This is a genomic window from Waterburya agarophytonicola KI4, from assembly GCF_020640915.1.
In the GTDB taxonomy this organism is placed as follows: Bacteria; Cyanobacteriota; Cyanobacteriia; order Cyanobacteriales; family Xenococcaceae; genus Waterburya; species Waterburya agarophytonicola.
Window position 1 is genome coordinate 64,538 of record NZ_JADWDC010000010.1, and the last position, 21,675, is coordinate 86,212.

General features: G+C 39.2%; 21 protein-coding genes. 13 read left to right on the forward strand and 8 right to left on the reverse strand.

What is annotated here, in order from left to right; genetic code table 11:
* The first annotated feature begins 3 nt into the window (after positions 1-3).
* From I4641_RS06215 to I4641_RS06255, 9 genes are all read left to right on the forward strand, one after another.
* On the forward strand, positions 4-951 hold the full coding sequence (locus I4641_RS06215) for a glycerate kinase (protein ID WP_229639608.1): 948 nt from the start codon (positions 4-6) through the stop codon (positions 949-951).
* 364 nt (positions 952-1,315) lie between these two features.
* Positions 1,316-1,792 carry an ATP synthase subunit I gene (locus tag I4641_RS06220; protein ID WP_229639609.1) on the forward strand — a complete coding sequence of 159 codons (477 nt, stop codon included), beginning with the start codon at positions 1,316-1,318 and terminating at the stop codon, positions 1,790-1,792.
* A gap of 67 nt (positions 1,793-1,859) precedes the next feature.
* Positions 1,860-2,603, forward strand: a complete 744-nt coding sequence (atpB, locus tag I4641_RS06225) for a F0F1 ATP synthase subunit A (protein ID WP_229639610.1) — start codon at positions 1,860-1,862, stop codon at positions 2,601-2,603.
* Positions 2,604-2,721: 118 nt separating this feature from the next.
* Complete coding sequence (atpE, locus tag I4641_RS06230) at positions 2,722-2,961, forward strand: ATP synthase F0 subunit C (protein ID WP_229639611.1); 240 nt, start codon at positions 2,722-2,724, stop codon at positions 2,959-2,961.
* A gap of 74 nt (positions 2,962-3,035) precedes the next feature.
* Complete coding sequence (locus I4641_RS06235; RefSeq protein WP_229639612.1) at positions 3,036-3,467, forward strand: F0F1 ATP synthase subunit B'; 432 nt, start codon at positions 3,036-3,038, stop codon at positions 3,465-3,467.
* Positions 3,468-3,522: 55 nt separating this feature from the next.
* The gene (locus I4641_RS06240) at positions 3,523-4,059 is read left to right on the forward strand and encodes a F0F1 ATP synthase subunit B (RefSeq protein WP_229639613.1); all 537 of its coding nucleotides are present in this window, start codon (positions 3,523-3,525) and stop codon (positions 4,057-4,059) included.
* Between the two features lie 2 nt (positions 4,060-4,061).
* The gene (gene atpH, locus I4641_RS06245; protein ID WP_229639614.1) at positions 4,062-4,613 is read left to right on the forward strand and encodes an ATP synthase F1 subunit delta; all 552 of its coding nucleotides are present in this window, start codon (positions 4,062-4,064) and stop codon (positions 4,611-4,613) included.
* Between the two features lie 65 nt (positions 4,614-4,678).
* Complete coding sequence (gene atpA, locus I4641_RS06250) at positions 4,679-6,196, forward strand: F0F1 ATP synthase subunit alpha (RefSeq protein WP_229639615.1); 1,518 nt, start codon at positions 4,679-4,681, stop codon at positions 6,194-6,196.
* Between the two features lie 105 nt (positions 6,197-6,301).
* A complete protein-coding gene (locus tag I4641_RS06255) occupies positions 6,302-7,252 on the forward strand; it encodes a F0F1 ATP synthase subunit gamma (protein WP_229639616.1) in 951 nt (316 codons plus the stop codon).
* A gap of 238 nt (positions 7,253-7,490) precedes the next feature.
* Here I4641_RS06255 and I4641_RS06260 read toward each other — a convergent pair whose 3' ends face one another.
* From I4641_RS06260 to I4641_RS06295, 8 genes are all read right to left on the reverse strand, one after another.
* A complete protein-coding gene (locus I4641_RS06260) occupies positions 7,491-7,769 on the reverse strand; it encodes a hypothetical protein (RefSeq protein WP_229639617.1) in 279 nt (92 codons plus the stop codon).
* Positions 7,770-7,900: 131 nt separating this feature from the next.
* Complete coding sequence (locus I4641_RS06265) at positions 7,901-8,782, reverse strand: DUF3344 domain-containing protein (RefSeq protein ID WP_229639618.1); 882 nt, start codon at positions 8,780-8,782, stop codon at positions 7,901-7,903.
* 441 nt (positions 8,783-9,223) lie between these two features.
* Positions 9,224-10,618, reverse strand: coding sequence for an aspartate ammonia-lyase (locus I4641_RS06270; RefSeq protein WP_229639619.1), 1,395 nt, complete (start codon positions 10,616-10,618; stop codon positions 9,224-9,226).
* A gap of 68 nt (positions 10,619-10,686) precedes the next feature.
* Complete coding sequence (locus tag I4641_RS06275) at positions 10,687-11,025, reverse strand: hypothetical protein (RefSeq protein WP_229639620.1); 339 nt, start codon at positions 11,023-11,025, stop codon at positions 10,687-10,689.
* Between the two features lie 187 nt (positions 11,026-11,212).
* Positions 11,213-13,753, reverse strand: a complete 2,541-nt coding sequence (locus I4641_RS06280) for a glycogen/starch/alpha-glucan phosphorylase (protein WP_229639621.1) — start codon at positions 13,751-13,753, stop codon at positions 11,213-11,215.
* A 240-nt stretch (positions 13,754-13,993) separates the two neighbouring features.
* Positions 13,994-15,286, reverse strand: coding sequence for a phosphopyruvate hydratase (gene eno, locus I4641_RS06285; RefSeq protein ID WP_229639622.1), 1,293 nt, complete (start codon positions 15,284-15,286; stop codon positions 13,994-13,996).
* Between the two features lie 207 nt (positions 15,287-15,493).
* Positions 15,494-16,531: a type I glyceraldehyde-3-phosphate dehydrogenase gene (gene gap, locus I4641_RS06290; RefSeq protein WP_229639623.1), complete on the reverse strand. Its 1,038-nt coding sequence runs from the start codon at positions 16,529-16,531 to the stop codon at positions 15,494-15,496.
* A 316-nt stretch (positions 16,532-16,847) separates the two neighbouring features.
* On the reverse strand, positions 16,848-17,060 hold the full coding sequence (locus tag I4641_RS06295) for a photosystem I reaction center subunit IV (RefSeq protein WP_229639624.1): 213 nt from the start codon (positions 17,058-17,060) through the stop codon (positions 16,848-16,850).
* Between the two features lie 287 nt (positions 17,061-17,347).
* On the opposite strand from I4641_RS06295, the gene I4641_RS06300 reads away from it, so the two are divergent.
* The 4 genes from I4641_RS06300 (at position 17,348) to I4641_RS06315 (ending at position 21,674) form a co-directional block, all read left to right on the forward strand.
* On the forward strand, positions 17,348-18,277 hold the full coding sequence (locus I4641_RS06300) for a cation diffusion facilitator family transporter (RefSeq protein ID WP_229639625.1): 930 nt from the start codon (positions 17,348-17,350) through the stop codon (positions 18,275-18,277).
* A 225-nt stretch (positions 18,278-18,502) separates the two neighbouring features.
* Positions 18,503-19,144 (forward strand): C-phycocyanin alpha-cysteine-84 phycocyanobilin lyase subunit CpcF, encoded by a 642-nt coding sequence (cpcF, locus tag I4641_RS06305; protein WP_229639626.1) that lies wholly within the window; start codon positions 18,503-18,505, stop codon positions 19,142-19,144.
* 229 nt (positions 19,145-19,373) lie between these two features.
* Positions 19,374-20,609, forward strand: coding sequence for a response regulator (locus I4641_RS06310; protein WP_229639627.1), 1,236 nt, complete (start codon positions 19,374-19,376; stop codon positions 20,607-20,609).
* 21 nt (positions 20,610-20,630) lie between these two features.
* Entirely contained in the window at positions 20,631-21,674 is a 1,044-nt protein-coding gene (locus I4641_RS06315; RefSeq protein WP_229639628.1) for a chemotaxis protein CheW, read from the forward strand.
* Position 21,675 lies beyond the last annotated feature (1 nt).

Consider the following 21,675-nt stretch of genomic DNA (forward strand, 5'->3'; position numbering starts at 1 on the left):
ACAATGGACAATCAATCTAGCGATCGCAAAATTAAAGATTTAATTGACAAGGGTAATAGATCGAAGTTTTTTGACGATTTATTGGCTGAAGTGACAGCGGAGTGTCGCAATCTGGGATTTAAGGACGAAGATGCTACGATTGCTAAATTTAACCAGCTATGGCTACCTATCTCATTAGATTTGGCTATAGCTAGGAATGAGTTGAATCGAACTTTTATTCAAGGAATTTTGGGCGGTCAAGGTACGGGAAAAAGTACTCTTTGTTTGATTCTGAAGCTGATTCTCAATTATTTGGGGTTTTCGGTGGCAAATCTTTCGATTGATGATTTGTATTTGACCCATCAAGAGAGGCAAGAATTGAGGCAACAAGACCCTCGTTTGATATGGCGAGGACCTCCTGGTACTCATGATGTTAACTTGGGTTTGCAGGTCATCGAACAGTGTTTGCAGGAAGATTGCGACCTAGAGATCTTAATGCCTCGTTTTGATAAATCGGCGTACAATGGTTCGGGCGATCGCACCACTGCGGAAGCTATTGCTAAACCAGATATTTTGTTGTTTGAAGGTTGGTTTGTGGGAGTACGACCAATTAGTGAAGATTGTTTTGATAATTGTCCTAGTCCTCTTCTTACTTTAGAAGATATTCAGTTTGCCAAAGATAATAATAAACTGCTTAAAACTTATCTGCCTTTGTGGGATAAATTGGACAGATTAATTGTCTTATATCCCCAAGATTATCGCCTGTCTCAGCAATGGCGCAAAGATGCAGAAAGAAAAATGATGGCATCGGGTAAAACAGGAATGAGTGACGAGGAAATCGATCGCTTTGTAGAATATTTTTGGAAGTCTCTTCATCCAGAGTTATTTATTAAACCTTTAAGAGAAACTGCCGATCTAGTGGTGGAAATTAAAAGCGATCGCTCTTTGGGTAGCATTTATCGAAATCATTAATTTATAACAGATATGAATGTTTTATTTGCGCCAATTATTCTCGTTGAAAAGCGATCGCTACCTGGTAATAAGCGATCGCAATTTTAATTCTTCCCATAAGAAACAAACAAAAACCCCTTCAGTTCGACTCAATTTCCTAAAAATAGATCGTATAGAAATTTTTAATAATTGGTTACAGTACCGTGATATGATCTCTGGGGACTGCGACTCAGAAGCATTACTGCAAGGTTCGCAGTAACGTTAAGTAGTATCTTGGTAAAAAAAGTTACTGAGGTAAATTGCATAATCCATATTGGACAAATGCCTACTTAAATCTATCTACAGAAACGTAGATAGAGTCTAGTTGCAGTAACCAAAATCAAGAATGGGTCAGCATTCGAGTAACGTAACTTTGTCTAATCAATCTCCCGAACCAGTACTAGTCCGAGAAGAGCAAATTGCCTCCCCTGATTCTAATTCTTTAGAGTCTCATGACCCAATGGCAGATTTTTATCAGCTACAGCGATCGTTGTTGTTGACTACCCTGGCATTGACGGGAATATTTACTTTCCCCGTGTGGTATTTTTTCTCTCCTAATACTGCTTTCAACTACTTAGTTGGTGCAATTACAGGACTCGTATACTTGAAAATGTTAGCCAAAGACGTTGAACGCCTAGGTCAACAACGTCTCGGTGCTAAAGGATTGGGCATTTTTGTCATCCTGATATTAGTTGCCAGTAAATGGCAGCAATTGCACATTCTTCCTGTCTTTCTTGGATTTCTAACTTATAAACCAGCGATCGTGATCTACACTGTCAAATCAATCTTTTGGTCGGCAGAAAAATCAGAAAATGACGCTTAAAATTTAAGAGATTTTTAAAGAAACTACAAGAACAGTTTTAATTTAATGTTTTGTTCAATCTAGGCATATGGAAATTCTAGGTGCTTTGACTTTTCTAAATACTTATACCCTGGCAGAATTAGAAGTTGGCGAACATTTTCTTTGGAAAATCGGCAATTTCACAGTTCACGGACAGGTTTTTCTCAACTCTTGGATAGTAATAGGTCTTTTAGTAATAGCTTCTTTAGCTGCCACTAGAAATCTTCAAAAAATTCCTAGTGGTATCCAAAATTTTATGGAGTTTGTCCTAGAATTTATCCGAGATTTAGTGAGAAATCAGATCGGAGAAAAAGAATATCGCGACTGGGTGCCTTTCATCGGCACTTTGTTTTTGTTCATTTTTGTGTCAAATTGGTCAGGTGCTTTGGTGCCGTGGAAACTTATTGAGTTGCCTTCTGGCGAACTAGCTGCTCCGACCAATGACATCAATACAACGGTGGCTCTAGCATTGCTTACTTCCTTAGCATATTTTTATGCTGGGTTGAAGAAAAAAGGATTAAGTTACTTCAAGCATTATATTGAACCAACTCCCGTCCTTCTTCCGATCGCAATATTAGAAGACTTCACCAAACCTCTTTCTCTAAGTTTCCGTCTCTTTGGTAATATTCTTGCTGACGAACTAGTAGTTGCTGTATTAGTACTCTTAGTTCCGTTATTTATACCATTACCAGTTATGGCACTAGGTTTATTTACTAGTGCAATTCAAGCTTTAGTATTTGCCACCCTTGCGGGAGCATATATACACGAGGCTTTAGAAGATCACCACGATTAAGAGGTTGATTTAGAAGTTAGACTACTTCTAGAATCTGTTTAAACGTTGAAGCATATTACTTGTATAGCTTCACTTCATTTTTAAGTTCTTTCAGTAAATTTAAAGTAGGTAAAAATTCATGGATATTCAAGCTGCTTCCGTTATCGCTGCTGCATTAGCTATTGGTTTGGCTGCAATTGGTCCTGGTATTGGACAAGGTAATGCTTCTGGTCAAGCAGTTGCTGGTATTGCTCGTCAGCCTGAAGCTGAAGGTAAAATTCGCGGTACTCTTCTATTAACTTTGGCATTTATGGAATCTTTGACCATCTACGGTCTAGTAGTTGCTTTGGTACTATTGTTTGCCAACCCCTTCGTATAAATTTTTCAATCTATAGAGGTGTTAACTGGCATCTCTATAGATTTGATTGTTCAATCCAATTTGACCTATAAAAAATGTTTGATTTTGATGCGACTTTGCCTTTGATGGCAGTACAGTTTTTGCTGTTGACAGCACTGTTAAACGCAGTATTTTATAAGCCATTAATGAAGGTGCTGGATGAACGAGAAGATTTTCTTCGTAGTGGCGATACTGGTTCTAAGGATAAATTAGCCAAGGCAGAAAGCATAGTCAAAGAATATGAGAAACAAATAGCCGAAGCACGTCGGGAATCTCAAAATTCGATCCAAAAAGCTCAAGCAGAAGCCAAGGAAATTACTGCAACCAATATAGCAGCAGCCCAACAAGAGGTTCAATCTCAAAGAGAAGCAGCAACTCAAGAAATAGAGCAGCAGAAAGCAACAGCTTTTGCCACTTTAGAGCAGCAAGTAGATTCTCTTTCTCGTCAAATCTTAGAAAAAATACTCGACCCAGAATTAATTAAATAAAACTGATTAAAAGCGGTCATAAAATGAAAAAAATAACAAAACTTAAGATCTGGGTATGATAGAGACTTTATTATTTCTAGCAGCAGCGCACTCAGAGGTTGAAAGTGGTTTTGGTTTAAATTTAAACATATTTGAAACTAACCTAATTAACCTTACACTTCTAGTAGGAATATTAGTTTACTTTGGTAAACCAGTCCTCACGAATGTTTTGAGCGAAAGACGTTCAAAAATTGCCGAGCAAATTAAAGCAGTCGAGCAGAAGCAAAAGCAAGCTGAAGTTACCCTAGCAAAAGAACAGAAAAAGTTAGAAGAAGCTCAGGCGATAGCAGCACAAATTCGCTCTGATGCAACTACTAACGCTCAAAAAGCAAGAGAAACCATCTTAGCTCAAGGGGAAAAAGAAGTTCAACGCCTGAAGGAAATGGCAGGTAAAGACCTTAGTTCCGAGCAAGAAAAAGCGATCGCTCAATTAAGAGAGCGTGTTGTAGCTTTATCCCTAGAGAAAGCAAGTTCCCAGATTGGAACTCTACTCAACGACGAAGCACAACGCAAACTGATTGACAATAGCATCGCTAAATTAGGAGGTCAATAATTATGAGTGGAACTTTAGTCAGCAGTCAGATTGGCGAACCATATGCTCAGGCATTAATGTCCTTGGCACAGCAAAACGACTTAACTAATCAGTTTGGCGATGCTTTTCGTTCTCTAAGCTCTCTTTTAACAGAATCACAGGAGTTTAAAGACTTTGTTCTCAATCCTGTGATCAAAGGAGAAGATAAAAAAGCGGTCTTAAAGCAAGTAATGGGTAACGACGCAAATCCTTACTTAATTAACTTTATGATGCTATTGGTTGACAAAAGACGGATTGTCTTTCTTGAGTCAATTGTAGAGCAGTATCTTAACTTGCTGCGCAAGCTCAATAAAACCGTTTTGGCAGAAGTTACTTCGGCAACAGAATTAAACGAAGAACAAAGAAATGGCTTGGTTGAGAAAGTAAAAGGGATCTCCAACGCCCGTGATGTAGAGCTGAGATCTACTGTTGATCCCAGTTTAATTGGCGGGGTAATTATCAAAGTAGGCTCTAAAGTAATTGATGCTAGTCTTCGCGGACAACTACGTCGCATTAGTATTAGCCTCAACCAATAGTCGACCAAGCATAATTTCGATAACAATTGTAAAGTAAATCAAGAATAATTAATCATTAAGAAGCTATGGTTAGCATCAGACCGGACGAAATTAGCAACATTATTCGCCAGCAGATCGAATCTTACGAGCAAGATGTTCAAGTATCCAATGTTGGTACTGTTCTCCAAGTAGGAGATGGCATCGCGCGTATCTATGGCTTAGAACAAGCAATGGCAGGGGAACTTCTAGAATTTGAAGACGGTACAGTTGGGATCGCTCTTAATCTAGAAGAAGATAACGTCGGTGCTGTACTTATGGGTAACGGTTTCGGTATCCAAGAAGGCAGTACGGTAAAAGCAAGTGGTAAAATCGCCTCTATTCCTGTAGGAGACGCTCTAGCAGGTAGAGTGGTTGACTCCTTGGCTCAACCTTTAGATGGTAAAGGCGATATAGCTACTTCTGAGACTCGCCTGATCGAGTCTATGGCACCAGGGATTATCGAACGTAAATCCGTACACGAACCCATGCAAACAGGAATCACTGCGATTGATGCGATGATTCCCGTAGGTCGCGGTCAACGGGAGTTGATTATTGGAGACAGACAAACTGGTAAAACAGCCGTAGCAGTAGATACGATCATTAACCAGCAGGGTGAAGATGTAATCTGCGTCTATGTTGCAGTAGGACAAAAAGCTTCGACCGTAGCTCAAGTAGTTACCACCTTGGAAGAAAAAGGTGCAATGGACTACACAGTCGTAGTAGCAGCTAATGCTAACGATCCTGCCACACTACAGTATCTCGCTCCTTATACTGGTGCTGCGATCGCTGAATACTTCATGTACAAAGGCAAAGCAACTTTGATTGTATATGATGATTTGACCAAACAAGCTCAGGCTTACCGTCAAATGTCCTTGCTACTACGTCGTCCACCAGGACGCGAAGCATACCCTGGAGATGTATTCTATCTACACTCTCGTCTACTAGAGCGGGCAGCAAAACTAAGTGACGAATTAGGTGCGGGCAGTATGACTGCTCTACCTATTATTGAAACTCAAGCCGGTGACGTATCCGCTTATATTCCTACCAACGTAATTTCGATTACTGACGGTCAAATTTTCCTATCTTCTGACTTGTTTAATGCTGGTTTCCGTCCTGCAATCAACGCTGGGGTATCCGTATCTCGTGTAGGTTCTGCGGCTCAAACCAAAGCAATGAAACAGGTAGCAGGTAAACTTAAGCTAGAATTGGCTCAATTTGCCGAACTAGAAGCATTTGCTCAGTTTGCGTCTGACTTGGATGCAGCTACTCAAAATCAGCTAGCAAGGGGTCAACGTTTGCGTCAGATCCTCAAGCAACCCCAGAACTCTCCTCTATCCGTAGCAGAGCAGGTTGCAGTAGTATATGCTGGTCTAAACGGTTACTTGGATGAAGTACCTGTAGATAAAGCTAGTGAATTTGCCCAAGGATTACAAGACTACTTAGGTAGCAGCAAAGCCAAATATGGTGAAATCATTGCTTCTGAGAAAAAACTAACTGATGAAGCAGAGAATCTCTTGAAAGAAGGGATTAACGAATACAAACAATCCTTCATGGCAACAGCGTAACTATAAAGGGAAAAGGGGAAAGGTTAAAGGGAAAGGTTGAGTAAGTTTCTTATCCCTTTCCTCTACTCTTTATCCTTCATCCTTTATCCTTCATCCTTTAAGATTATGGCTAATTTAAAAGCGATTCGCGATCGCATCGCGTCGGTAAAAAATACTAAAAAAATCACTGAAGCAATGCGCTTGGTGGCTGCAGCTAAAGTTCGTCGCGCACAAGAGCAAGTAAACTCTACTCGTCCTTTTGCAGATAGTTTGGCGCAGGTTCTTTATAACATTCAAGGCAAACTTCAGTTTGAAGATGTCGATCTACCTTTATTTCAACAAAGAGAAGTTAAAAAAGTAGCTTTGGTAGTCGTTAGTGGCGATCGCGGTTTGTGCGGTGGCTACAACGCTAATGTCATTCGTCGTGCTGAAATTAGAGCCAAAGAATTAACGGCACAAGGTATTGAATATACCTATGTCATAGTTGGTAAAAAAGCAGTTCAGTACTTTACCAACGAACTACGCAACGCTCCTACAGAAAAGACTTTTACTGGTTTAGAACAAATTCCTACTGCGCCTGAAGCCGCCGAAATTGGCGATGAGCTATTATCTCTTTTCTTGGCTGATGAAGTAGACAAAGTAGAACTTATTTACACTAAGTTTGTTTCTCTTATTGCTTCTAAACCCGTGATTCAGACTTTGATGCCTTTGACCACTCAGGGATTGGCAGTCAAAGATGATGAGATCTTTCGTTTAACTACTAAAGGGGGTCAATTTGGTGTAGAAAGAGATAGTGTAACCTCAAAAGTAGAAGAATATCCCAAAGATACAATCTTTGAACAAGATCCCGTACAAATCTTGGATGCTTTACTACCTTTGTATCTCAATAACCAAATTTTGCGCTCTTTACAAGAAGCAGCAGCTAGTGAACTTGCAGCACGGATGACTGCAATGAACAATGCTAGTGAAAATGCGAGCGAGTTAATGGGTAATTTAACTATGTCTTATAACAAAGCAAGACAAGCAGCAATTACTCAAGAACTTTCTGAGGTAGTTGCAGGTGCTAACGCTCTGTAATATAACTGTTGGCTTCGATTAATTGAAATTGATTATTTTAAACGTCTGGAACTTTTTTAGACGTTTTTTTTGTTTATGGGAGGTAAAACTGTCTATTCAGGAGATGAAGAGAACTTTGTAGACATCAAAATCTACCTGAATTTAGTATCTATGAAGTTACGAAAAAATGAGACGGAGTATTGTAAAAAAAGGATTGTGTTATCTCTATGATGAATTGTTCGATCGCCAGCTATAGAAATTATAATCGCGGACGAGAGTCACTACAAAAATCTCTAGTGGCTTGCTCGGATGTTGCTATTTCTTCTAACTTTGCTAATTGGCGATTGTTAATTTTTAACTCTGTCATTACTTTGATTTTATCCAGAGCCTCAGATTTGTCATCCATTTGGTGGAGATATCCGCATACTAGCTGAGTAAAATCATTATCTGGCATTCCTACTTCAGAAGCACGAGAAATAGCAGTACCTTGACAAAGAATTGTTAGTGTAACAGTAGACAAACACAATATTTTTTTCATAGTCGATAGTTTAGATATTTGGCTAATACTTTTATTCGGATTTTTTTTACAAAATGTGAGAAAAATAAAACTTTGAAAAAGTGTTGTGATTGAAAACAGCACTTTTTCAATTCTTTTTCAATTAAATATATTTAGTCAGGATTATAGATAGTAGTTACCATCACTAAAGCTGCTCCTTGTAGGACAAGATCGTCTCCTGTAGAGATAGTTCCAGTAACAGAAGTGTCTCCTTGATTAACGTAATCAGAAACATCAAAAGTATCAAAATCTACGCCATAAATGTTACTAGCTTGACTAGTATTAATTGAAGAATTAAATTGATTCTCTAATGGATTATAAGTATCGCTTAAGGTATTCCCATTAAAAGCAAAAGACTCATTGACACCGCTCAAAGAAGAATCTCCTTCCCAAAGCAGCATAGAAAACTTAGCGATAGGATCTGTTGCAACTTGGATTCCATTTAAAGTATAGTCAATAGTTTGATTGCGAGAAGATTTTAAGCCTTCATAAAGTTTAATGGTATTTATTTTATTGTTTTCAAGAGTTGGATCTTCATAAATAACTACTAAAGACCATCCAGACAAGACTCCTTGAAAGTCGCAATAGTAGGAATAGTTGTTAGTGTTGTCTACTGCTAAATCACTAAATTGATAACTACCATTACCTTTTTGGGCAATTATGTTCGTGACATCTTTTACTCCTTGAAAATGATAATATTCATCATCTCCGTAATTAGGGTCTGAAACAAATATTGACGAAGTATAAGTTTTATCGGCAGTTAATGATGTTCCATCAAACGTAATTTGACTATCAATATTTTCCCCTGAACCAGCCCAATAAAGATAAGCTTTCTGAACAGTTGCACCGCTAGGAAGATGGGAGAGAGAAGCAGTAGAACTACTATTTAAACTACAGGCATTAATATCATCGGGATTGCTTCTGAGAGTACCGCCTGTAACTGTATAATTAATTTTTCCAGTAAAATTTTTTGTCCCCGTCAAGCTATCAGCCATTGCCTTAGGTGGAATCAGACAATAACCTAGAGAAAATAATATTAAGCTACTGATTTTCAGTAAATTTTTATTTGAGGATTGGAAGTAAACAAGTAAATTAAACATCATTGTATTTATATGTAAATTTGAATCAATTAAGAGTTTCAATATCATTAATAAATAATGAAAAAATACTATCTATATAATTATCAAAAGAGTATTGAAGCTATATAGTATATTACTTCCTGTTCTATGGAAATGACTACGGTATTTCTTGGGAATTACATTTTAAGAATATTTAAAGATCGAAGTGCTTTTATAAAGATAATGTAATTTAAAACCTCAGAAACCAAGTAATCGTACTTTGCAATTCACTACACCTAGTAACGGTAAATACTGAGAGTAAAAGATTTGAGCAATAATTTCCTAGAGTTATAATCATGTGAAACTTGATCGACAGCCTTAGGATAAATTGCTCATTTTTTCTAAATCCAGTACCTGGGCTAATTGCTGTTCATCCATCAGATTTTCTTCCAAGACGATCGCTCTAATAGATTTACCCGTCTCTAACGACTTTTTCGCTACATCCGCAGCCTTGAGATAGCCAATGTGAGTATTCAAAGCTGTTACCAAAGCCAAACTACTTTCAGCATAAGACAAACAGCGATCGCGACGAGCGGTAATTCCTGCCAAACAACGCTTACTCAAGCTATCGATAGTGTTACCCAAAATCTCGATACTATGAATTAAATCGTAGGCAATTAAAGGCATCATTACGTTTAATTCCAATTGTCCTGCTTGGGCGGCAAAAGCGATCGCCGTATCGTAACCTATGACTTGAAAACAGACCATTGAAGTCATTTCTGCCATTACAGGGTTGTATTTCCCTGGCATAATCGAGGATCCTGGCTGCACTGCGGGTAGTTGTATTTCTTTGAATCCCGTTTGAGGTCCAGAATCCATTAATCTTAAATCGTGGGAAATTTTGATCAAATCTTGAACTAGATTGCGTAAGCTTCCAGATACATTGACAAATGGACTCATACTCTGCATTGCTGCCATTAAGTGTGGTGCTGGTTGTAAAGGCTTATTAATAAACTCCCCCAATAATTCCGCAGCGCGATCGCGATATTGGGGATGGGTATTTAATCCCGTCCCCGTGGCACTTCCTCCCAAACCCAATTGATAAAGATCTGTAGCTGCATTGGTAATTCTTTGCTTGTGATCTTTTAATATTTGCGCCCAAGCTTTAAATCCCTCACCGAGACGCACGGGGACGGCATCCTGCATATGAGTGCGCCCCGACTTAACAATGTCTTGAAATTCTTCTGCTTTAGTAGTGGTAGCAGCGATCGCACTATCGAGAGCGGGATATAAGATTTTGTCTAAAGCTAATAATGCCCCCACTCTAATCGCCGTGGGAATGACATCATTAGTAGACTGACCGTAATTTACGTGGTCATTGGGACTGACTCGCTGATAATTGCCTTTTTCATCCCCCAGAATTTCTAATGCCCGATTTGCCAAGACTTCATTAACATTCATATGATGAGATGTTCCCGCACCAGCTTGATAGACATCTACCACAAACTGATCTCGCAGCTTACCCCCTAATATCTCATCCGCAGCTTGGACAATTACTTGACTAATTTGGGGATCGATACAGCCCAATTCTCCGTTAGCGATCGCTGTAGCTTTTTTAATTAAAACACAAGCATCAACATAAGTTGCCAGAGGCTTGATACCACTGATCGGAAAATTTTCTGTAGCTCTTAAGGTCTGAATGCCATAATATACATCGCTGGGAATTTCTTTTGACCCCATCGAATCTTTTTCGGTACGATAATTATTTGTCATCTCAAGTTTTCTACAGATATTTTCCCCAAAACTTAAGATACACCAATATGGCTGATTGTAAAAACAACTCAATATTGACAAACATCTTCCATAATTTCAATTTGAGAAATAGTTTCAGGTTGTTCTTTTAGACACAATTCTGATAATTCTTCGCTTAATTCTGATAATTCTTGACCGACTTGGACAATTTCTTGACTTACTTCTTCAATAGAGTTGCCATCTAATTCTTCTGTAATATCATTCAATCCTTCTGGAGAGATGTCCAAGCACTTTCCCTCAACGCGCAGATAGGTTTCATAGGGACAACCATTTTCCATAGTTGCAGCATAATTTGCAAATAAAGGTACGCACAATGCAACCAACGGTAAGGTAATTCTAATATTATTACTTTTTTCTTGACTAAGCATATCATCAACCTCGGTCTAACACCTTGCTCTGTAGTTGCCTACTCTTATAACTGTGATTGATAATGGCTTATTTTGCTTTAATTTAGATCGCAAATAATTGTGATCCAAAAAAAAATGCCTCGATGGAGACATCTAAATATAGATACTTAAATAAATAAATGAAGATTGAGTATCTAATTTATATTTATTACTGACTGTATTGCTCAATATCAATTTTAACTGGTTCGATCCCCCAGATTTGCTCGCAGTATTCTTTAATAGTGCGATCGCTGGAGAATTTACCCATACGTGCGGAATTGAGAATAGACATTTTTGTCCACTTGTCCTTATCTTTGTAAGTTTCAGACACCCGATCTTGACAGTCAATATATGCTTGATAGTCAGCCAACAGCATATAGGGATCGTCATAAAGCAAAGAGTCAACAATAGGCTTAAAGAGCTTAGTATCGCCGTAGCTGAAGTAGCCTTTAGCAATACGATTAATCACCGCTTCTAGTTCTTCATTGCTATCGTAATAAGACATAGGATCGTAACCTTCTGCCTTCATCGCGTAAACTTCTTCGGCGGTTAAACCAAATAAGAAGAAATTCTCCGCACCAGCTTCTTCGCGGATTTCAATATTTGCTCCGTCTAAAGTACCGATGGTTAATGCACCATTCATGGCAAACTTCATGTTACCAGTACCAGAAGCTTCTTTCCCTGCGGTAGAAATTTGCTCGGACAAGTCCGCAGCAGGATAAATTTTCTGCCCCAAGGAAACGTTAAAGTTAGGCAAGAAAACTACTTTTAAACGCCCTCTGACATCGGGATCTTTATTGACGACTTCTCCTACTGCATTGGCAAATTTGATAATTAGTTTTGCCATAAAGTACCCTGGTGCAGCCTTACCACCAAAGATAAAGGTACGGGGTACAATATCGATGTTGGGGTTAGCTTTGATGCGATTGTAGAGGGTAATGATATGCAACACCATCAAATGCTGGCGTTTGTATTCATGAATCCGTTTAACTAGCACGTCAAAGATCGAATCGACATTGACATCAATATTTTTGAGCTTTTTGATCTGTGCTGCCAGAGTTATTTTATTTTTGCGTTTAATATCGCGCCATTCTTGGCAAAAATCTGCATCATCAACAAATTTTTCTAATACCCGCATTTCATCGAGGTTTTTCAACCAGCTATCGCTTTGGGTCTTTTCCGTCACCAATTTAGCCAGTCTGGGGTTACTGAGCAATACCCAGCGACGAGGTGTTACCCCATTAGTTTTGTTGAAGAATTTTTCTGGCCAAAGTTTAGCAAAACCTTGGAGGGTATATTTTTGCAAGAGTTCGGTGTGTAATGCTGCCACGCCATTAATCGCATGAGAGCCAACACAGGCTAAGTTTGCCATGCGGACTTTTTTGTCTGCGCCTTCTTCAATGATGGAAAGCTCGGAAGCTAATTCTTCATCATCGGGAAACCAAGTGCGAATATCTTCTAAGAAGCGATGATTGATTTCGTAGATAATTTCGATGTGTCGCGGAAGCATGCGACTAAACAAACTAACAGACCATCTCTCTAATGCTTCTGGTAGTAAGGTGTGGTTGGTATATGCCAAGGTTTTTTGGGTAATATCCCAAGCTTGATCCCAGTCAATATCATGTTCGTCTACAAACAACCGCATTAACTCGGCTACTGCTACGGCTGGATGAGTATCATTAAGCTGAATTGCTGCTCGATCGTGGAAATTTGTCAAGTCGGGATGAATATGGAGGTGAATGTGAATCAAGTCCTGTAGAGAAGCAGAGACAAAGAAGTATTGCTGCGCTAGACGTAATTCTTTACCCTGGGGCGTATTATCGTTGGGATAGAGTACTTTAGAGATCGTTTCCGAACTCATTTTTTCCCCTACGGCACGGTCGTAATTACCTGCGTTAAATGCCTCAAAGTTAAATTCTTCACTGGCTTCTGCTTTCCACAAACGCAAGGAGTTTACGGTGTTAGTACGATATCCTGGTACTGGCGTATCGTAAGGAACGGCTTTAACCTTGCGATCGCAAATCCACGAAACGCGGTTATGTCCTTTTTCATCGCGATAAGCTTCGGTATGTCCGCCTAATTTAATTTCTACAGCATCTTCAGGACGAGCAATTTCCCAAGGATTTTTGAACATCAACCAATTATCGGGGATTTCCGCTTGCCAACCATCTCTTAATGCCTGATGGAAGATACCAAATTCGTAGCGAATACCGTAACCAATAGCGGGCATTTCCAAGTTAGCCAAGGAATCCAGAAAACAGGCTGCAAGTCTGCCCAAACCACCATTACCCAAACCAGGATCGGGTTCTTGCTCGATCAGGTCTTCAATTTCTAGACCCGACTCGTTGACCACCTGACGCATTTTCTCGTAGATACCCAGAGAAATCAGGTTATTTTCTAGGTGACGACCCATCAAAAACTCGGCAGAAAGATAAGAAACTACTTTGACGTTTTCTTCGTAGTAGGTGCGTCCTGTTTTAATAAAACGATGTAATAGGCGATCGCGTACTGTAAAAGCTAGTGCTTGATAATAATCATGAAGGGTAGCATTAGATTCATCTTTCCCCTGGACATAAAACAGGTTATCGGAAAAGGCTCGTTTGAGTGTTTCTACACTCATGCCCGTGCGATCGTCTTCTACTTTGATATTTTGTGCCAAATTACTATTGCTGAGGGGTTGACTAAGCTGTTGAGAAGTTTTAGTGTCCATGTGTCCTTCTAAAGATTATCGTGGTTGTCTGGATAATTGCTTAAATTATAAATAAGACAATTTTAAGAGCAAGAATCGCAACTGGCAGATGCTGTCTAAAATCTAATTTCAAATAACTCGCCTTTATATTGCCATGTCAACTTTAAACTGACTGTTTATAGATTACTCTCGATTGAGAGATCGAGGCTTGAGATTTCCCAAGCCTTAATCTTTGGTTTATAAATTAACTCAAGAAATTAGTTAACTTTTGGGGCCTAAACCGATTGTGCCTGCATATACAGCGCGATCGCCTAATTCTTCTTCTATTCTTAACAGGCGGTTGTATTTTGCAACTCTTTCACTACGACAAAGAGAACCAGTTTTGATTTGTCCCGCCCGAGTCGCCACGGCTAAATCGGCAATGGTAGTATCTTCAGTTTCTCCCGATCTGTGACTGATTACGGAACGATAACCGCTACGAGTAGCCAGTTCGATAGTTTCGAGAGTTTCAGTGAGAGTCCCAATTTGATTTAATTTGATCAAAATAGAATTTGCTACCCCCAATTCAATTCCTTTTTGCAGTCTAGTTTTGTTGGTGACAAACAAGTCATCCCCTACAAGCTGAATTTTCGATCCCAGCTTTTCCGTTAGAGTTTTCCAGCTATCCCAATCATCTTCATGCAAAGCATCTTCAATGGAAACAATGGGATATTTTTCGACTAACTCCCCTAAGTAAGTAATAAACTCTTCTGGAGAATGAGCTTCACCATCGTAAGTATATTTGCCATCGGCATAGAACTCACTAGCAGCCACATCCATCGCCAAAGCAACTTCTGACCCAGGCTTATATCCTGCTTTTTTGATCGCCATAATCAACAAGTCTAATGCTTCTTGGTTCGATCCCAAGTTAGGAGCATATCCCCCTTCATCACCTACGCCTCCAAGCAGACCTTTTTCCCCTAAAACCTTACTCAAGGTCGCAAATACTTCCGCACCCCAACGCAAAGCTTCTTTAAAGGAATCTGCTCCCACAGGCATAATCATAAACTCTTGGAAATCCACGTTATTCTCCGCATGAGAACCACCATTGATCACGTTCATCATGGGTACGGGGAGGATATTAGATAAAGGCCCACCAAGATAGCGATAGAGGGGCAATTCCACCTCTTCCGCAGCAGCTTTGGCAGTGGCTAAGGATACGGCTAGGATAGCGTTTGCACCTAAGTTTTTCTTGTTGGGAGAACCATCTCGTTCGATCATAATGCGATCGATGGTTTCTTGTTCTAAAGCATCTTCGTTTAACAAAGCAGGGGCGATTTTTTCTTTGACGTTGCGGACTGCGGTTAAAACCCCTTTGCCACCATAACGGTTTTTGTCACCGTCTCTTAACTCATGAGCTTCAAAACTCCCTGTAGATGCACCACTAGGGACTTGCGCTAATCCTACCACTCCAGTCTCCAAACGCACTTCTGCTTCGATGGTAGGACGACCACGAGAATCTAGAATTTCTCTAGCTGCGATCGCTTCAATGACTGCTTCTGATTGGTTTAGCATCAATTCTCCTTTGTAATTTTTTTATATCGTTCCAGACGTAAGCGAAAATAAATATATCTCTTTTTGTGACAGTAAAGTGTATAAACTAGAGTATTTTACTATTTTGGGCTGTTAGCTATGAGCTTTTAAAATTCTTGACGGCGGGCAAATTTCTCTTGAAACAAGCAACAAAAAAATTATTTGCCCACCCGACCAATTCTTATTTATTTATGCAGTAACCAACATTTCTGTTTCTTTGCTAGCCATTGACAAAATTAGGTCGATCGCGCGATTGGAATAGCCCCATTCGTTGTCATACCAAGCAACAACCTTAAAGAAGTTACTATTTAATTCCATACCAGCACCAGCATCAAAGATACTAGAGTGCGAATCCCCAGTAAAATCCGTAGAGACTACGGGATCGTTGGTATAACCTAAAACTCCTTTCATTTCTCCTAATGAAGCTTCTGCCATAGCGTAGCAAATGTCTTCGTAAGTGGTTGCTTTCTCAGTACGGAAGGTGAGATCGACCACTGATACATCGGGAGTAGGTACGCGCATCGCCATCCCTGTCAGTTTTCCTGCTAGTTCGGGCAAAACCAAGGTAACAGCTTTTGCTGCCCCTGTAGAAGCGGGAATGATGTTTTGGGCTGCACTACGTCCAGAGCGCAAATCTTTTTTGTTAAACCCATCTACGGTAGGTTGGGTAGCAGTCATGGCGTGGATGGTAGTCATCAAACCTTCTGCTAGCCCAAAGTTATCGTTAATTACTTTGGCAATGGGTGCGAGACAATTGGTGGTACAGCTTGCATTGGAGACGATCGCATCCTCGCGGGGATCGAAACTATCGTGATTGACCCCAACTAATAAAGTTTTTACTTTATCGGGGTCTTTGGTAGGTGCGGAAATAACTACTCTACGAGCCCCTGCGGTGATATGTTTGGATGCGCCTTCATGGGTGGTAAATAAGCCCGTACATTCAACTATATAATCGACATTATATTCTTTCCAAGGCAATTCTTCGGGATTTCTGATGGATAGACAGGGAATATGGCGATCGTTGACTACAATGCCGTTTTCTGTCGCTTCCACAGTGCCGTTAAAACGTCCGTGAGTCGAATCATATTTGAGCAAATAAGCGATCGCTTCTGGTGGTACGAGGTCGTTAATGCAAACAAATTCTATATTAGGATTATTTAGTCCAGCGCGAAATACTAATCTACCAATACGCCCAAAACCGTTAATCGCTACTCTGACGGTTGCCATTAAGATTGCTCCTTTGAAGTTGAAGTGTGTGTGATGAACAAATACTATTTAGACCCTGGTTGTATTCAGTCTTTGTTTCTTAAAAGAGGGTCTGTATCTTTAATTAAATCGATAAAATCAAGTTTTAGAACCTAAAAATAGTTAAAAAAAAATTAATTATTTAATTTTGTTAGTCTTGGAAGTGCATTAACAAAATCCAGAAAAATAATCCCTCACAATAGTCAATTGCGAGGGATAGTTAAAAATCAGAAAAATATAATAGCTAGGCTAAATTCAAGCAAAGCTGAGATTTCATCCTTCTTTATGTAGCAGAGGGTTATTTTTTAGCTTTTTTTGAAGGCGCGCTTACTTCCTTCAATTCTGCTTCTGCATAGTTGTTTGTATTTACGCCAGCATAGTTAACTTTGTTGAAACGCACAACTACAGGGTAGCGAATACCGCTAGTATCTACAGATGCGACTGAGCCAACTTCGTTATACCAATAGGATTCTGGACGAAGAATTCTGACCTTAGAACCTCGTTGAACCATAATTGATTAATCTCCTGAAAATAAATTTTATTTTGTTTTGGATTTAAGGCAAACACCCGCAGGCATTTTTCTTAAGGGTTGTCGGTTTTTAGCTATAAAAACTATTAACCATTAAACTTCATTGTCAAGTTTATCAAATCTGCATAGGGATAAATTCTTACGAAACATAACAATTTATCGGTCTTGCTTAGTTCTTTAGTACCTAATTGGTACATTTTGCGTTTAGCCAGGGAGTATGTTTAAGATAGGTGCAAGCTCAATATCTTAAATAAGTATTTAAAAACATAATGTCAGGTTCGGCAAAAAAGACGATTTATGCAGCAATGGCTGCTAACTTTGCGATCGCAGTAACTAAATTCTTCGCAGCTTCGGTAACAGGTAGTTCGGCAATGTTATCTGAGGGCATTCATTCTGTAGTCGATACTGGCAACGAATTGTTATTGTTATTGGGGATCAAACTAAGTAAAAGACCGCCAGATGATAGTCATCCTTTTGGTTACGGACAAGAACTTTATTTTTGGACGCTAATTGTTGCTTTATTTATTTTTGCTATTGGTGGGGGGATGTCAATTTATGAGGGGATCGACCACGTCAGACATCCCGAACCCTTAACCGATCCTTTTTGGAGTTATGCGGTGTTGGGTTTTGCGGTGATTTTTGAAGGTTATTCTTGGAATGTGGCTTTACAAGAGTTTTTAGCTACCAAGCAAGAAGAGAGTTTCTGGAAAGCGATCCGCGCTAGCAAAGATCCCACTATTTTTACTATTTTGTTTGAAGACACCGCAGCCTTAATTGGTTTGTTTGTCGCTTTTATTGGGGTATTTAGCGGACATTTATGGGGCAATGTTTATCTCGATGGGGTAGCTTCAATTGTTATTGGCATAATTTTATGCGGGGTAGCATTATTATTGGCAGCCGAAAGTAAGGGTTTATTAATTGGGGAGGGTGCAGATCCTCAAACCGTAGCTAGTATTAGGAAAATTACCAAGGACGATCCTGCGGTAGCAAAAGTCTTAAAAGTTCTTACTCTACATTTTGGCCCTCAAGAAATATTACTCAACTTAGAAATTGAGTTTGTGGAAAACTTGGAAACAGAAGAACTTGCGATCGCCGTTGAGCGTTTGGAAAAATCAATTAACATTCAACATTCAGAAGTTAAAAATATTTTCATTGAAGCTAAATCTATATCTGCTAGCAGAAAGATAGTTGATGTTTAATTCCATTCATCGTTTGCCATATTCGGCTTCAACAAAATAAAGATTGGGTATGGGCTTTAATATTTAATTGTTTTTCCATAATTTCTACATTAGATTGAGCTGTTTTAAAAGCTTCTGCGCTATCCCCTTATCGCTCTGACAGATGGGATAGTGTAAAATAATCTTCTGATACTTTTTAAATCTTCAGAATTTTTAACACTTTTTTAAAACTATATTAATTCCACAATGCCCGATACTCAAACTCTTATAGATGCGGTAAATAAAGCTGATTCTGCTGATTTGCTGCTAGAAACAGTAGAAAATTTGGCAGAAGCAGCAGATATCTCTGCTATACCTACTCTAGTTGAGGTTTTGGGCTTTAACAATCCTGGAGCTGCGGTGGCTGCGGTGGATGGTTTAATTAAAATAGGCGAGCCAGTCGTACCTTATTTATTATCCAACCTAGATGGCTACAATTATGGTGCGAGAGCTTGGGCAACGCGAGTTTTTGCGGGTATTGGGGATCCTTCTGCTTTAGATTTATTATTAGAGGCTGCGGTGTCTGACTTTTCCCAAAGCGTGCGTCGTTCAGCAGCCAAAGGTTTGGGCAGTATTTTGTGGTCAAAATTACCAGAAACAGAAATTCCTACGGCGCAACAAAAAGTATTGTCAACTCTTCTCTTGGCTACAGAAGACGGAGAATGGGTAGTGCGTTATGCAGCCATAGTCGGTTTAGAATCTTTAGCTCGTACTTTGAGAGACAGCCAACCAGAATTGCGATCGCAAATTGTCGCCAAGTTTTTAGAATTGAGCGATCGCGAACCAGAAGCAGCTATTTGCGCCAGAATAAAATATGCGATAGAAAACGAGCAATTATTAGACAATTAAGCCAATTTATCTGCATTAATCAATCGTCGATCAATACCTGTGCTGAAACGATAAAGATCTCGCTCATGAGTATTAATTAGAAATCAATTTGTTTGCTATAAATTACATGAATAGCTGGTAAAATTTCTGCCTGTATAATGTTGATTTTATAAATTTTTTGGGAACTATAGTTCTATCTATATTAACTAATATTAGTTTTTGGGTTACAAACTCCTAGAAAAAACTCATAATGTCATCACAGAAGTATGAACCAGGTAAGCTGAATTCTATTTTAGAATCTTTATTAGAAAAGAAAAAAAGTGGAATTTTAAGCTTAAAAACTCAAGTAGATCGCTGGCATAATCAAAGATCCTGCATTTTAATTGTGCGTAATGGTGCATTAGTTTATGGCGATTTAAACGTCTCAAAAATTCCCAGCAATCAAGAAATATGTCAAATGTTGGGAGAAAAGTTAAAGCCAAATCTAATTAATGCTGCTTTGTCTGTAGCTATCGACAAAGTTACTAACTCCAATTCCATTACAGAATTAATGGAATTATTAACTAGAATGAGGGTTTTCACCTGGCAAGAGGCAGAGACATTTATTGCCAATCAAGTTGTCTTAATTCTAGAGCAATTTCTACCCAATCCAGGTCAAGTAAAATGGCAGCCTAGCAACGATTTTGATTTAAGTTATGGAGAAGATCGACACGGTTTAGATTGGTTGTATATCAAGCAACAAATTAATCTACGCCAGCAGAAATGGGCTAAGTATGCACCGACAATTCCTAGTATGGATGCAATTCCTTTTGTTAGTTCGGAGCAACTAGCAAAAATTGGCGATCGCAATGTTAAACAGCATTTAATGGGTTCGGCAGATGGTAAAAATACCCTATTGGACATTGCCGATAAAATGGGCAAAGACCCCTTAAAAGTAGCGAAAAGCTATGTTACCTGGGCTGAAAATGGCTGGATCAATATTGGTACAACTCCTCAAGCAACAGACAATCAAATTGTCGATCACGCTAAAGCAAAAATCCAATCAATTCAAAACGAAATTAGATCCCAAGATAACAGTACTGCCAAAGGAAGGGCGATCCATCCTGGTTCGGGAGAAAATTTACCCATAGTTTTATCCGTTGATGATAGTGCCATTATCCAAATTTCCATTAAACGAGCCTTGGAACAAGAGTATAAAGTTCTCCTAGCGAGTAAAGCAGAGGAAGCATTAAAAATGCTCCACCAGAACAAAGTCGAACTTCTATTACTCGATTTAACCATGCCCGATGTAGATGGCTTGGAGTTTTGTAAAACCATTCGCAAAATTGATAAATTTCGAGAATTACCCATTGTGATGGTGACAGCAAGAGATGGCTTAGTCAACAAAATGAAAGGACACATTGCAGGTTCTAGCAGGTATTTAACCAAACCTTTTCAGCCAGAGCAACTTAGACAAGTTGTGGGTGAATATATCAAAAAGCCTTAAAGCAAACTTGAGGAGTAAAACATGGTTGCCAAACCCTATGTAATTTTTCGTTTACACGATACGCGATATGCGATCGCTGCCGAATCAGTTATGGAAATATTCTCATTACCCGAATTAATTCCCATAGCCGAAGCCCCACCAGATATTTTGGGTTTACTCAACTTCCATAAACTATATATACCAGTGATGCACCTAGATTTGCGTTTTGGTCATCAATTTGAGCGTTGCCATCTTACAGATAGCGTAATTGCGATCGAATCTTCTGGCTTACAAGTGGGAGTAATTGTCCATCAGGTAGAAACAGTAATTGATATTGACAGTCGATATATTCAACAAGATTTGGACTATGGAAGGGAACGCAGTATCGAGGAAGTTTTTGTTCGAGGGATGATTAACCTCGATGACGAAACAATTGTTTTACTTAACATAGATAATCTCATACGTCACCCCCATGCTTTGGTAGCGATCGACGATCCTGATGGCGAATCTTCAGAATTAGCCCAGTCGGTTACAGATTTCTACGACTCGTATTTTCCCACAGCTTCCGACAATGTTAGGGAAATCTTATCGAGCCGTGCTGCTAACCTCCGAGTAGCAAACGACGATCGAGAATCGATTAATTTAATTCCTGTCGCCATAGTCAAACTCAATGGAGGATACTTTGGTTTAGATTTAGCAGTTGTTCGAGAATTCACTAAACTTGGACGAATAACTACTATACCCTGCTGTCCTCCCCATATTATCGGCAATATGAACTTAAGAGGTGAAATTTTGACTTTAATTGATATTTGCCAGCCATTAAATTTAGTTGTCAATAACCGTCAACCAGCAACCAAAGCCATAGTAATTGAATTTGATGACATTACCGCAGGAATTGTTGTTGAAGAAGTTATTGATGTCGTCGATTTTCGTCCTGAAGAACTAAAAACCGTTCCTGTGGCTACTGATACCAATACCGCAGCCTATATCAAAGGTATGGTCGATTATTTGGATCGATCGCTCAACATTATCGATCTGCCCAAACTCCTGAATCAAGGTGTGATGACAGTAGAACTAGCAGCTTAAA